Source organism: Proteus sp. G2669 (assembly GCF_009915245.1).
GTDB lineage: Bacteria > Pseudomonadota > Gammaproteobacteria > Enterobacterales > Enterobacteriaceae > Proteus.
On sequence record NZ_JAABLX010000050.1, the window covers coordinates 1 to 13,414 of the forward strand.

Below are 13,414 nucleotides of genomic sequence, written 5' to 3' on the forward strand. Positions count from 1 at the left end.
ACACGCTTCCTCCATAGTTCAGTCGGTAGAACGGCGGACTGTTAATCCGTATGTCACTGGTTCAAGTCCAGTTGGAGGAGCCAAATTTAGAAAAGCCCGCGCTATTATAGTGCGGGCTTTTTGCTTTCTATCTTCAGCATAATTCATTTCATTCTCTTCTCCGTTAATGTATTTTTTTAAGATCTCCATTTTTACAGTTGAGTACGTTATCTCTTTATTTTTATTCATTATTGCAGAAAATATCACCTCTTTATCAGAGTATCCGTTTTAGAAATGCACAAAATGTTGCTTATCTACGCACTTAAACAAATATCGAGGATTGTCCTTTGACATATCAAAACGACCGCTATATGATACACGCCACTTAGTGTTATTCCTCCATAGTTCAGTTGGTAGAACGGCGGACTGTTAATCCGTATGTCACTGGTTCGAGTCCAGTTGGAGGAGCCATTTCTATTTGTGTCACCCTCGTAACCTTTTGATTTTATTCTCTGTTTTCCCTTACAGCATTCCATAAGACATAATAAAAAATACGATTAAATGGTAGCTATTTAATCGTTTTCGTATTAGCATTCGTTTCCGGCTTGACTACTTAGTCCAATCCAATCCTTGATCTTTCGATTTTCCTAAGACACACGGAGCCGGTATATGACCACTGCACAACCTATCACCCTCACTATTCGCCGTCCTGATGATTGGCATGTTCACTTTCGTGATGATGACATGCTAAAAACCGTTGTTCCTTATACCAGTCGTTATTTTGGCAGAGCCATTGTCATGCCAAACCTTGTTCCACCAGTGACAACTATTGAAGCAGCTCGCGCTTATCGTGATCGAATTAAAGCTGCTATTCCTGCTAGTGATAACTTCGAACCTTTAATGACTTGTTATTTAACGGATAGCACGCTGCCTTCAGAAGTTGAACAAGGTTTTTTACAAGGTGTTTTCACCGCCTGTAAGCTTTATCCTGCAAATGCAACAACAAACTCAAGCCATGGTGTATCTGATATTACAAAGATTTATCCAATCTTAAGTGTGATGGAAAAAATCGGTATGCCATTGTTGATCCACGGCGAAGTTACTGCTTCACATATTGATATTTTTGATAGAGAAGCACGTTTCATTGATAGCGTCATGTCCCCTGTGCGCAAACAATTTCCTGAGCTAAAAATAGTTTTTGAACATATCACAACCAAAGAAGCGGCTCAGTATGTGTTAGAAGGAAATGAATTTCTTGGCGCCACCATTACTCCACAACATTTGATGTTTAACCGTAATCATATGTTAGTTGGCGGTGTTAAACCTCATCTCTATTGCTTACCAATTCTTAAACGTAATGTTCACCAAGAGGCATTAAGACAAGCAGTAGCATCTGGAAATTCTCGCTTTTTCTTAGGAACAGACTCTGCACCACATTTGCAACATCGAAAAGAGTCCTCTTGTGGCTGTGCGGGTGTATTTAATGCCCCTACTGCATTAGCCGCCTATGCAACCGTATTTAAAGAGCTTGATGCATTAGCGCACTTTGAAGCATTCTGTTCACTCAATGGCCCACGTTTTTATGGGTTACCTGTAAATGAAGGCACCATTACGCTAACAGAAAAAACCATTGAAGCACCTGCTCAAATTCTTTGTGGTAATGAAGCTCTTATCCCATTCTTAGCGAATGAAAATATTCACTGGGATATTACTGTCGATTAATCTCACCCCTTGATATTTTTCTAAAATGCACCATATAACATTTGTTCGACTGTTAATGGTGCATTACTCTTTTATCAGAGCCAGCACACATTTTTTTGTTACAACAAAAATTTATCTTTTTAATCATGATAAATCTCGTATACTGAAAAGTAACCACATTGCGTGGGAGCTTCTCTCTTAGTCAAAACCGGCTGTATGATTAGGAGGTATTATGAGTAGAAAAAATGAAGTTATACAGACACATCCTGTTGTAGGCTGGGATATCAGTACCGTTGACATCTACGATGCCATGATGTTGCGTTTACATTATCTTCCTGAAAACGAACATCATCCAGAAAATGCAGTTGTAGATAAGACACTTTGGCTCACAACAGACATAGCTAAACAGTTGATTCATATTCTTCAAGCAGGTATTGATAAAATTGAATCATCTGAAGATTCTGTTTCAGACAACACCAAGCATTAATAAAAAGATCGACAAAAAGATAGCGAACGCAAAGCAGGAGTACTATGTACTCCTGTTCTCATTTTTATCATTCCGCATAATCATTTCTTATATACTATCTATTTATAAATTTCATATCATAAAAAACAATTAACAACATTAATAAATAAATCATCATTTAATACAAGAGTAATAATAATTATTTTATTCGATATATCTTGAAAAAAATAATATATATGCCGAATTGACATAAAATGAAGTTATCTTTATTTTAATAAATTAATAGAATAGTAACAAACAAGGAAGTTATTTGTGAAAATATTAATTATTGATGAATGTTTCTTTACTCGTAACGGTATAAAACATTATTTCTCCAAAAGAAATATAAGACATGAAATTATTGATGTATCATCTATACAAGAAGCTAATAATTATATTAATCATTCTATGCCTGATATCATATTCATTGATCTTACCCGATATTGCCGAGAAATAGCACACTGCCAACATTTGCAACTCTTTTTCATTTCAACAAGAAATTGCCGACTTTATCTCTACATTGATGCAAACTATCCTGACAAAGAAAGACCTATCTCTTTGACAAATAACTGTTTTATCCTACCTAAAAGAGTACTTCCTTGGGTGCTTGAAAAAACATCTTTATTCACATCACGATGCCAAGTATTTTTTCCAACATATAAACACTCTATGTGCTCTATTTTCAGCACACAAGAACAAAAAATTATTAATTACTGGATGAATGAATTACCCAATCACCAAATAGCTAAAAAGCTATGTATTAGCAATAGTACGGTATATTCACACAAGAGACATATTACTGAGAAGATTAATGTAAAAAATAGAATTGAGCTATTTTTCATATATAACATTTTAAAGTACATATATGAAAAGTAGTCTTGTGTTTTTATATTATAAAATAAACAAAAGAAAAAAGGAGTCCGATTCCTATTATTACTCTCTGTAAGCATGATGACGAATAGGCGTGTTGGTCACCTTAAATTTATAATAATATTATGTATGTAGGGTACATGTGATATTAAGATAATTAAACTAATATTATATATATTTTATAATATAAAAAATAAGCTATTTACTTTGTTATCACTTCACCCTCCATTTTGAAGAGTGAAGTGATGGTCAAAAACTCAAGACAGATAATTAAGCGATACGTTCAATCTTAGCTGGTAAACCTTGACGAACAGAGGCACCAGATACCCAGTCTAACCAAGTGTTGGTTATCTCTCTTGTTGGATCAGCGAACCCTAAATCATTAAGATTGATACCATTACCAATACCTTTATCCATCGGTAAAGGTTGTTCATCTAAGTAATGTTGACGGGAGCCTAATTCTTGATGCCCATAACCATACTCAATCGCTAAAACACCTGGCATCACACCATCGAGTAAACTAATCTCAGCTTCAACTTGCCCACCAGGTGTTACAATACGAACCTTATCACCATGGTTAACACCCCATTTTTTACCATCTTGAGGATTAATTGCGACCAAGTTACTCGGTTTCACCATTCGTAAACGTTGTATCATACCCGTTGAACTACTCACCACATGAGACTTAAAGGACATTAATTTTAATGGCCATTGATTTTCAGGATAGTGCTGGTGAATATCGCTACCATCTGAAAGGCGTGGTGGATAATAAGTTGGGCAACCACTATAACGTTCACCCGTTATTGCATGATGGTTTTTTGCAACTTCTTCATTCCAAATTTGTAATGGTTTCTTCCACTGAGGTCCCGTTTCATCACCATTCCATGCTTTGTCATAAGGCGCAAAACGACCGCCTCGAGTGTAAATATATGCAACACGTAATACTTCTTCATTTTTTAATGTGGAAGTCATTACTGGCAAAATTCGATCAACACCACTTAATAAAATATCTTCATTAGTTGCAGGAGCAACCGGCTTTTCACCCATAAACGCCATATTAGCCGCAACACGTAAATAGTAATCTTCTGCACTGTTGATTGGATAAAAATTTCCATCCATATCTTCAATAGCTTTATCACCAAAGCCTGGTAAATCTAAGGCTTTTGCAACAGCAATACAGAATGTTTCCATTGAGATTGGTTGGCCTTCCGCTGTTTTAGCAACACGAGGTTCAATAATCGGCCAACGTGCAGTACTTGCTTTCACTTGAACACCAGACCAAGGCGCGCTAAATCCCCAACTTTCAAAGTTGTGTGTATCAGGCACGATATAATCTGCCAGCGCAGTTGTTTCATTCATAAAGGCATCAATACCGATAATTAAAGGCAGATGCTTTGGATCTTTAAGGCGCTCTTCCATTACTTGACGAATACCAGCAATCCCATAAACAGGGTTGGTCATATTCGTGATCCATGCTTTTAATGAATAAGGATAACCCGCTAATGCAGAACCCAATTGCTCAGTTAATTGCCCCGCAGCAAACGGATACCAAGGTGCTTTGGCAGGATATGGCGATTCTCCTTTCTCTACACGCTCACGATATTCATCGGATTTTTCATAGGCTGCTTTACTACGTGATAGCACCATGCCTTTTGGCTTCACTTTACCTTTAAAGCTATCCATTTTGTAACAAGGGCCATCTGTTGCGCCATTAAATTTACCGCCACCAACAGATACCCCACCTTTAAGGTTTAAGTTACCTATTAGTGCATTGAGCATAATCACGCTCCAAGCAGTATAAAAACCATTTCCTCCCATCATACCGCCATGAGAGATAACAGCAGCCTTTCTCCCATAAGCGGTAAATTCTCGGCCTAATGCGGCAATGGTCGTTTCTGGTACTTTACAGCGCTCGCTATATTCAGCCAGAGTCATACGTTTAGCCGCTTCATCAAGTAATTGAAAACTTGATTTAACAGTCACTTCTGCGCCTGTTTTTAAAGTAATTTTATGCGTAGCAAATAATTGTGCTTTATCGACTTGTGTTGCGGGAACTAATTCACCATCTAGCGATAACACTAAGTTTTGCTCTTCCCCTTCAGCAACATCATTCAAATGTGCCGTAGTGAGCATTTGTCCTGAAAGTGGATGTTTTTCATCACTGATCACAAGGTGAGTGGCATTTGTCCAGCTCTTCTCACCCACATTTTTCATTGAAACTTCGCTTGGTACTGACAGATAGTCTGCATTGTAACGCTTATTTTCAATGATCCAGCGGATCATTCCCATCACTAAAGCAGCATCCGTTCCTGGTTGAACAGGAACCCAATGCCCATGATCGTTAGCTAATGTTGTTGTTAATGGTAAAGCTGGTGCAACAACCACATAATTAAACGAGTCACGAATACGTGCATTAGCTAACTGGCGACCTTGACGTTTAAATGGGTTACCTGATTGTGCTGGTGATGTTCCTAAGAACAGTGCAAATTCAACATAATCCCAATCTGGTTTAACGTGGGCGTTTTTATCTAAATCGTTCATTAACGCACCAGAGCCAGCACGATACGCTAACCCACAATAAGAGCCATGAGCGCCAAAGTTTTTACTACCAAATGAGTTTTGAGCGAAACGACGAATAAATGTATCACGTCCATCATCACCCGCATTTGTCATTAATAATTGGTTAGCTTTAGGACCTAATGAGGGTTGTTTGGGATCAATCAGAGTGTCTAAATCACGGATCGCACGCAAACCATCAACATGACCTTCTCCGAATAAATCACCGCCTTCAACAATTTCTTGGATCAATTGTTCAAAACTGATGCGTTTCCATTTACCTTCACCACGTTTACCAACTCGTTTCATCGGCTCAAGAATACGTGTTGGGCTATCAAGGCTTTCCATCATGGTTGCACCACGCGCACAGGCCGTAGAGCGATTTTCTAACCCACTTTCACCCCCCATTTTTTCAAATGCTTCTTTAATTGGCATGTTGTAGCCAAAATGATGATCATGAGAAAGTGGATGATAAGGGTTACCTGCAATACGTAATACTTTATTGTTTGCTCTATCAACACGGGCACGAACACCGCATTGCGTCCAACAACCAAAACATTGGGTCATACAAACCGATTGATCAGTATTCGCTTGCCATTTGCTCTCTTTAACAACCTTACCTTCAGGTAATAATGAGTTGCCATTGATCCTGTCAAGTGTCACTTTACCTGATGTGCCATCAACTAAACCATCTATGGCACGTTTAGCAACATCACGGTAGCTGGCAGCAAATGCGGCAATACCACCGATAACCAATCCACCTTTAAGCCATTGACGTCTTGTAAACTTAGCCATGCTGCACTCTCCTGACAACCCAACGAATACTTTCTCTAAATATGATGGTTAACGCTATCCACAATCCAAATGTTCCGACGATTGCCATCAGTCCATCATTGCCTAGCGTAAATTCATAAGGATTTGTAATAATGTTATATTTTGGAATATATTGTGCACCCATCAACATTAACCAGCGTAATACCCACGCAAGCCCCATTGATACAAATGCCATAATGGTAATAAATACGATCGAACGGGCTTGTTTTGCCATCAAAAGTCCCATTGCAACAGAGATAACCCATAGTGCGATAACGCCCATGGCACTCCACCAGCCAAGACTTCCCATGGCTAATTGTTGTCTAATGGCCTGACCTGAGATCGTATCGCCAGCAACCCAAAAACCCGTACATACTGCTAATAACATTAATGAGCTTACAAACCACATCGCTAATTCACGTTGATGTACAGGTTCACGACGCGTTCCTAATGCCAACAATGTTGGTAGCACTTGCATTGCACTAAAGAACAGTAAGATCGGTAACCAATAGGTATACAACACAGGTCTTGCTTTTAAGATAGAAGCTTCGCGCCCTGTATATAACAGCAAACCAATTGCAGTTAATGAGCAAGCTAATGCAACCCAACGTGTTAATTTATATTCACGTTTCCACACTAAGCGAACAACCATTGCCGCAAAGTAAAGCATGCTAAACGCCGAAAACAATGGCAGTAATATTGAACCCCATGCCATCCACGACCACGGTGTTGGATAAGCATAAAAGTGCCATACACGCGCTGTTTGGTGTAAATCTGCAGTTAAAGCAAGCGGTGCTGTAATACCCGCGGTCACTGCAATAAATACCGCTACGGCTTCTAAACGTTGATTACCTGCACGGCCTTTCCAACACTGCCAACAGGCGTAAAGTGTTGCGCAACAAGCAATACCAATAAAAAAGAAATACTGCACAGCCCAAGGCAACCAAAAATATTCTTGCGGGATCGCAATGACTTCTTGAATTTGAGAGAGTTGCGGGATCATGAGTGAACCTCCTGCTGCCATAATGCTGGTTGTCCTTGACCTGCTAACGGTTGTACAAATGCATCATCGAGGCCGAGATAGAAAACTTGTGGTAATGTGCCACTTTCTGGTTTTAATACTTTCAGCTCTTTTTCATGTGTACGCAGCATTTTACTGATAGTGCTATTAGGATCTTTCATATCACCGATAATACGCGCGCCGCCAACACAAGATTCGACACAGGCAGGTAATAAACCAACTTCAAGACGATGCGCACAGAAAGTGCATTTATCCGCAGTTTGTGTTGAGTGATTGATAAAACGGGCATCGTAAGGACATGCTTGAACACAATAAGCACAACCAACACAACGTTCATTATCAACAACAACAATGCCATCTTTACGTTGGAAAGTTGCTTGGACAGGACAAACTGGCACACAAGGTGGTTCATCACAATGGTTACATAATCTAGGTAGCAAGACGTTGGTTATCCCCTCTTGCCCCTTGATAGCAACCTGATATTGGTTTACTGTCGTCCTAAATTGCCCTTGGGGTGTTTGATTTTCAATATTACAGCTCACAGTACAGGACTGGCATCCTACACAACGGCGTAAATCAATCAGCATGCCATAGCGTTTATCTTCTGAGCCTTCACGACGCTCAGGTGATAATTTAATGCCGGCTTCAGCTAAAGGAACCAGTGAAGCACCTGCAGTAAGGACCCCTAATTGTTGTAGAAATTTTCGTTTTCCAAGATCCATATTTGTCTCCAGCATCACTCAACAACACAATCTCACAATGAGTGAAGGAAATAGAAAGTAAAAAGTATGTGTTTTGTTATAAGTGCATTGTAAAAATTACTGAAGACAACACCTATTGTGGTTTACCACATACCGGGTATGAACTTGATCCAAAACAATATTTAACATTAGATATTTATGACGATAAAACAGACAATTGGGATAAGAAATACAGTAAGTATCGGATTATTACTGCTCTTTTTTGTACTTCCTCTACATGCCATTGCAAAAGAGTGGAATATTGGCGTCTTGGCCTTACGGGGTGATGCTTCAACACAAAGACACTGGTTACCTCTTGTTCAAACATTAAATGAACAATTGCCTTCAGAAAATTTTGTGTTAGTTCCCTTAAATCTGGAAGAAATGAAGCTAGCAGTAGCGAAAAAAAAGGTTGATTTCTTACTAACAAATCCTGCGCAATTTATTCAATTGGATAATGCTTTTCCATTACGCTGGTTACTCTCTTTACGCTCTGGTTATGAGCCTGATAACACGACACGAAATGTGATTGGTAGTCTAATTTTAGTGCGTAATGACAGCCCAATTACTTCTGTTCACGAGCTAATAGGAAAGCGTGTTGGTGCTATTGCACCCGATGCTTTTGGTGGTTATCTTTTAGGTTATAAAACACTACGCGAAGAAGGTATCGATCCCGATAAAGATTTCACTCTACGTTTTACCGGTTTTCCTGCCGATGCCTTGCTTTATCTCTTACGAGATGAAGATATTAACGCGGCAATTATTCCCGTCTGCCTACTAGAAAATATGGATAATGAAGGGTTGATTCGAAAAAGTGATTATCGCCCAGTCATTTCCTATCAAACTAACACTCCGTGCTTAACCAGTACCCCCCTGTATCCTAATTGGTCATTTGCAGCATTAGACACTGTGCCTGATGAGTTAGTTGATAAAGTGACTCGCGCTTTACTCACGGATGACAGTAAACCCATGAAATGGGGAGCCCCTGCATCACATACACAAGTTGAAAACTTACTCAGGGAAGTCAACCAACATCCTCGACAACGCCAACTTTGGCTGGATGCAAAAAGCTGGGCAATTCAACACCAATTTATTATTGGTCTTTCGTTGGCTGCTATCTTTTTTCTTATTTTAAACCAAGTGTGGATTAGCTATTTAGTAAGGCGTCGCAGTCAACAATTAGAGCATGCTCATAATCGATTAAGGCAGCAAAAAGAAGAGTTAGAACACGCTCAACGCTTAAATATATTGGGGGAGATGGCTTCAGGATTTGCTCACGAACTTAATCAGCCTCTTTCCGCCATAAAAAGTTATGCACAAGGTAGTGTCATTCGCCTTAAAAAAGAAAATGAGTCACACCCGCTATTACCTGCATTGCAACAAATAGACAAGCAAGCACAACGCGGTGCTGATATCATTAGAAATCTACGTTTATGGGTTGGAAAACAGGCACCTAACACAGATACGATTACGCTTTCTCATCAGAATATTGCGGAATGTATCCACCATATTTGGAAACTTTTACGTGTAGAAGAAAAATACCCACAAGTTTCACTGAAAACCAATGTTGATGAACATGATACTCTGTGTTTACCCGAAACCTTATTAGAGCAAATTTTATCGAATTTAATCACCAATAGCCTGCAAGCAGGTGCAAAGCATTTAAAGATAAGTTCACACAAAGCACCAGATAGATTGCTTGTTGTTATTGAAGATGATGCAGGCGGAATGAGTCATAGTCAGCTTGAACAACCTTTTTCTCCATTCCAAACAACAAAAACGGAAGGACTTGGATTAGGTTTAGTGATTTGCCAGCGATTATTGCTTTCTCAAGGTGCGGATATTCATATTGAAAATCAACAAAATGAGCAAAATAATGTCGGATTAAAAATCACGCTTATTTTCCCTAATAAAAATAAATAACGGAGAAAAAATGCCCACTATTCACCTTGTTGATGATGATCTTGCTGTCACTGATGCTTGTCAGTTTTTATTAGAAAGCTTAGGTTATTCAGCCCATGTTTGGAATGATAGCGAATTCTTTATCAACAACGTCAATCTCTATCAACAAGGGGTTGTACTGTTAGATATGCGAATGCCAAAACCTGACGGTAGACAAGTTCACCAGCATTTAATTGATAAGCACAGTACACTTTCTGTGATTTTTTTAACAGGACATGGTGATATTCCTATGGCCGTTGAGGAGATCAAAAAAGGCGCTATTGATTTTTTACAAAAACCCATTGATAGCAATGCACTGTTATCAGCCTTAGATGCCGCATTTCTTGAAACAAATACCCGTTTTACTGCGCATGATATTCGTCGTCGCTATGCATCATTAACCCCAAGAGAAAAAGACATTGCTTATTATGTTATTCAAGGTTTAATGAACCGGGAAATCGCTGAAGTTGCTTGTGTTTCAATAAGAACTGTTGAAGTTCATCGAGCCAAAGTGATGGACAAAATGGCCGCTAAAAATATTGCTGAATTGGTGACTGCGTTACAAGGCATTGAAATAATTTCACCTAATTTATGACAAAATTTCTTATCTGCGCCAAAAAATGTCACAATATAAGATATTCATTGGAAAAATAGTAAATAGATAGGCTTATGATAAAGTCACCTCCATTTAAAAAATCATTTTTGCAGCCTAAGTATTGGCTGACTTGGTTTGGGATCGGATTACTCTATATTCTGGTTCTGCTTCCTTATCCTGTCATTTATTGGCTAGGCACACGCCTAGGTCGTTTCTCTAAAGTTTTTTTAAGAAAACGTGTCCAAATAGCGGAACGAAATCTTGAACTTTGTTTTCCACAAATGCCAAAAAGTGAACGCGAAGCTTTAATTAATAAAAATTTTGAATCTGTTGGTATGGGATTGTTTGAGACTGGAATGGCTTGGTTTTGGCCTGAATGGCGAGTTAAGCGCTGGTTTAAAGTCAGCGGACTTGAAAATATTTCAGCGGTTCAAGAAAAAGGACAAGGCATCTTACTTATTGGGATACATTTTCTTACTCTTGAGCTAGGTGCTCGTATTTTTGGTATCTATAACCCAGGAGTTGGTGTTTACCGCCCTAACGATAATCCCGTTATGGACTGGCTACAAACATGGGGTCGATTACGTTCTAATAAATTTATGATCGACAGAAAAGATGTCAAAGGCATGATCCGTAGCTTAAAAGCGGGAGAAATTGTTTGGTATGCACCTGATCATGATTATGGTCCACGTAAAAGTGTTTTTGTACCTTTGTTTGCCGTTGATAAAGCGGCAACAACAACGGGAACTTATATTCTGACAAGAACCAGCAAACCTGCATTAATTCCATTTACGCCCAAACGCTTACCTGAAGGTAAGGGTTATGAGTTAATTATTTCTCCGGCTGTTGCCGATTTTCCTGTTGATAATGAGGAAAATACTGCTAAGGCGATGAATAAAGTGGTTGAACAAGAGATTTTACGTGCGCCAGACCAATATATGTGGTTGCATCGCCGCTTTAAAACCCGCCCAGAAGGGGACGCTTCTTTATATAATGAAATAAAGAAAGTACACTAATCACGAAGTGGCTGTTTTATTCCAAAGCAGCCACTTTGTAATATGACAACACGCTGAAACAACAATAATAAAATCAACAACAGCACAAGCTGTAAACTCCTGCAAAAACACATTATAAGAGCAAGACCTATCGCACTTATTCTGTATCATGGCTATATTCTTATTCACTATAAATAAGAAGACCGATGCGTTGTCACAATATTCAACATCACCACGGTTATGTTCAGCCTATTTTCTTGGTTTACTCTCTCGTTCTCGGCTAAAGGAGTAACATGGATCTCAAGCCCCGAAATAATTCTTGGAAACGTAATCTTTATATTGTCTGGTTTGGTTGTTTTCTAACTGGCGCAGGTTTTAGTTTAATTATGCCTTTTCTTCCTTTATATGTTGAAGAATTAGGTATAACCGATCATGAAGAGCTTAACCTTTGGACGGGTGTAGCATTTAGTATTACTTTTCTTTTTTCTGCTATCGCCGCCCCTTTCTGGGGAAAATTGTCTGATAGGAAAGGTCGAAAATTAATGCTATTACGCTCTGCCCTTGGCATGGCAATTGTCATGGTATTAATTGGTTTTGCACAAAATATATGGCAGTTACTGGTATTACGTGCCTTGCTAGGTGTATTAGGTGGCTTTGTTCCTAATGCTAACGCATTAATTGCAACTCAAGTCCCTGTCAAAAAAAGTGGTTGGGCATTAGGTACTCTTTCAACGGGTGCTGTAAGTGGCGCTTTAATCGGTCCTTTAATTGGAGGAATGCTTGCCGACCTCTATGGTTTACGCCCTGTATTCTTTATTACTTCAGCGGTTTTATTTATTTGTTTTCTAGTCACCCTCTTTTTCGTGAGTGAAAACTTCACACCGGTTTCTAAAAAAGACGCACTAACTACAAAACAGGTTTTTTCATCACTTAAAAACAAAAGACTCGTTGTATGCCTATTTTTCACCACAATGATCATTCAAGTGGCAACGGGTTCAGTTACCCCTATTTTGACACTTTATATCCGTGAATTAACAGGATCAGTCAGTAACCTTGCCTTTATCAGTGGTGTTGTTGCCTCCGTACCCGGTATTGCTGCACTGATTAGTGCCCTCGCTTTGGTAAGCTTGGTGACCGAATTGGCCCTGATAAAGTCCTTATATTTACCCTCGGGCTCTCTATTTTTATGCTAATTCCAATGGCACTAGTCAGTAATTATTGGGAACTTGGTGCATTACGATTTTTACTTGGCGCAGTCAATGCAGCTATGTTACCTGCAGTGCAAACGCTTATTCTCTATAACATTACCCCGGCTATTGCGGGTCGAATTTTTAGTTATAACCAAGCACTAAGGGATGTTGGAAATGTTACAGGACCGTTAATGGGTGCTTTTGTTGCTGCAAGCTATGGATTTAGAGCTGTTTTTTATTTCACCGCGGCGGTTGTCTTTTTTAATCTAATTTATTCTTGGTTAAGCTTTAGAACGCCACAAGAAAAGTAGTCAGAAAATCCACAAATAAGATCAGTTAATAGTTTTTTTTCTTCAAAAAATTACACTTTTACATTTAAAGGCCTAATTGTTACTTTTTTTATTCTATTTTTTGTAATTTATTGTTTATTAAGAACATTCTTAACGCCTGTTTGTTAAGACCTCTAAAATTTTCTTGTCCTCTTTTTTCAAAAAATTGCAAGGTTAAC

General features: G+C 38.8%; 11 protein-coding genes and 2 tRNA genes. 10 read left to right on the plus strand and 3 right to left on the minus strand.

Annotation, left to right across the window (positions count from 1 at the left end):
* Positions 1-7: 7 nt before the first annotated feature.
* The 5 genes from GWI68_RS13965 to GWI68_RS20670 all read left to right on the plus strand — a co-directional run bounded on the left by GWI68_RS13965 (position 8) and on the right by GWI68_RS20670 (position 3,061).
* Positions 8-83: transfer RNA gene (locus GWI68_RS13965), tRNA-Asn, on the plus strand.
* Positions 84-374: 291 nt separating this feature from the next.
* Positions 375-450, plus strand: a tRNA-Asn gene (locus tag GWI68_RS13970).
* 198 nt (positions 451-648) lie between these two features.
* The gene (gene pyrC, locus GWI68_RS13975; protein WP_166540685.1) at positions 649-1,701 is read left to right on the plus strand and encodes a dihydroorotase; all 1,053 of its coding nucleotides are present in this window, start codon (positions 649-651) and stop codon (positions 1,699-1,701) included.
* 211 nt (positions 1,702-1,912) lie between these two features.
* Positions 1,913-2,167: a biofilm formation regulator BssS gene (gene bssS, locus GWI68_RS13980; RefSeq protein WP_064720401.1), complete on the plus strand. Its 255-nt coding sequence runs from the start codon at positions 1,913-1,915 to the stop codon at positions 2,165-2,167.
* 291 nt (positions 2,168-2,458) lie between these two features.
* Positions 2,459-3,061 (plus strand): LuxR C-terminal-related transcriptional regulator, encoded by a 603-nt coding sequence (locus tag GWI68_RS20670; protein WP_166540686.1) that lies wholly within the window; start codon positions 2,459-2,461, stop codon positions 3,059-3,061.
* A gap of 264 nt (positions 3,062-3,325) precedes the next feature.
* Here GWI68_RS20670 and ttrA read toward each other — a convergent pair whose 3' ends face one another.
* Genes ttrA through ttrB form a run of 3 tightly spaced genes read right to left on the minus strand, consistent with a single transcriptional unit; the run spans position 3,326 to position 8,167 of the window.
* Positions 3,326-6,406, minus strand: coding sequence for a tetrathionate reductase subunit TtrA (gene ttrA, locus GWI68_RS13990; RefSeq protein ID WP_166540687.1), 3,081 nt, complete (start codon positions 6,404-6,406; stop codon positions 3,326-3,328).
* Entirely contained in the window at positions 6,399-7,427 is a 1,029-nt protein-coding gene (gene ttrC, locus GWI68_RS13995) for a tetrathionate reductase subunit TtrC (protein ID WP_166540688.1), read from the minus strand. The genes ttrA and ttrC overlap by 8 nt, the downstream gene beginning before the upstream one ends.
* Positions 7,424-8,167 (minus strand): tetrathionate reductase subunit TtrB, encoded by a 744-nt coding sequence (ttrB, locus tag GWI68_RS14000; protein ID WP_072068548.1) that lies wholly within the window; start codon positions 8,165-8,167, stop codon positions 7,424-7,426. Before ttrB ends, ttrC begins: the two co-directional genes overlap by 4 nt.
* Positions 8,168-8,344: 177 nt before the next feature.
* Here ttrB and ttrS point away from each other — a divergent pair, with 177 nt between their 5' ends.
* The 5 genes from ttrS to GWI68_RS20490 all read left to right on the plus strand — a co-directional run bounded on the left by ttrS (position 8,345) and on the right by GWI68_RS20490 (position 13,217).
* On the plus strand, positions 8,345-10,108 hold the full coding sequence (ttrS, locus tag GWI68_RS14005; RefSeq protein WP_166540689.1) for a tetrathionate respiration histidine kinase TtrS: 1,764 nt from the start codon (positions 8,345-8,347) through the stop codon (positions 10,106-10,108).
* 10 nt (positions 10,109-10,118) lie between these two features.
* A complete protein-coding gene (gene ttrR, locus GWI68_RS14010; RefSeq protein WP_166540690.1) occupies positions 10,119-10,721 on the plus strand; it encodes a tetrathionate respiration response regulator TtrR in 603 nt (200 codons plus the stop codon).
* A gap of 74 nt (positions 10,722-10,795) precedes the next feature.
* Positions 10,796-11,737, plus strand: a complete 942-nt coding sequence (locus GWI68_RS14015; RefSeq protein ID WP_166540691.1) for a Kdo(2)-lipid IV(A) acyltransferase — start codon at positions 10,796-10,798, stop codon at positions 11,735-11,737.
* 272 nt (positions 11,738-12,009) lie between these two features.
* On the plus strand, positions 12,010-12,909 hold the full coding sequence (locus tag GWI68_RS14020; RefSeq protein WP_347877532.1) for an MFS transporter: 900 nt from the start codon (positions 12,010-12,012) through the stop codon (positions 12,907-12,909).
* Positions 12,876-13,217: an MFS transporter gene (locus tag GWI68_RS20490; protein ID WP_347877536.1), complete on the plus strand. Its 342-nt coding sequence runs from the start codon at positions 12,876-12,878 to the stop codon at positions 13,215-13,217. Before GWI68_RS14020 ends, GWI68_RS20490 begins: the two co-directional genes overlap by 34 nt.
* The last annotated feature ends 197 nt before the right edge of the window (positions 13,218-13,414 follow it).

Coding starts and splice junctions, on each gene's coding strand:
- GWI68_RS14020 (WP_347877532.1), top strand. CDS start 12,010: ATGGATCTCAAGCCCCGAAATAATTCTTGGAAACGTAATCTTTATATT.
- pyrC (WP_166540685.1), top strand. CDS start 649: ATGACCACTGCACAACCTATCACCCTCACTATTCGCCGTCCTGATGAT.
- ttrC (WP_166540688.1), bottom strand. CDS start 7,427: ATGATCCCGCAACTCTCTCAAATTCAAGAAGTCATTGCGATCCCGCAA.
- ttrR (WP_166540690.1), top strand. CDS start 10,119: ATGCCCACTATTCACCTTGTTGATGATGATCTTGCTGTCACTGATGCT.
- GWI68_RS14015 (WP_166540691.1), top strand. CDS start 10,796: ATGATAAAGTCACCTCCATTTAAAAAATCATTTTTGCAGCCTAAGTAT.
- ttrB (WP_072068548.1), bottom strand. CDS start 8,167: ATGGATCTTGGAAAACGAAAATTTCTACAACAATTAGGGGTCCTTACT.
- bssS (WP_064720401.1), top strand. CDS start 1,913: ATGAGTAGAAAAAATGAAGTTATACAGACACATCCTGTTGTAGGCTGG.
- ttrS (WP_166540689.1), top strand. CDS start 8,345: ATGACGATAAAACAGACAATTGGGATAAGAAATACAGTAAGTATCGGA.
- ttrA (WP_166540687.1), bottom strand. CDS start 6,406: ATGGCTAAGTTTACAAGACGTCAATGGCTTAAAGGTGGATTGGTTATC.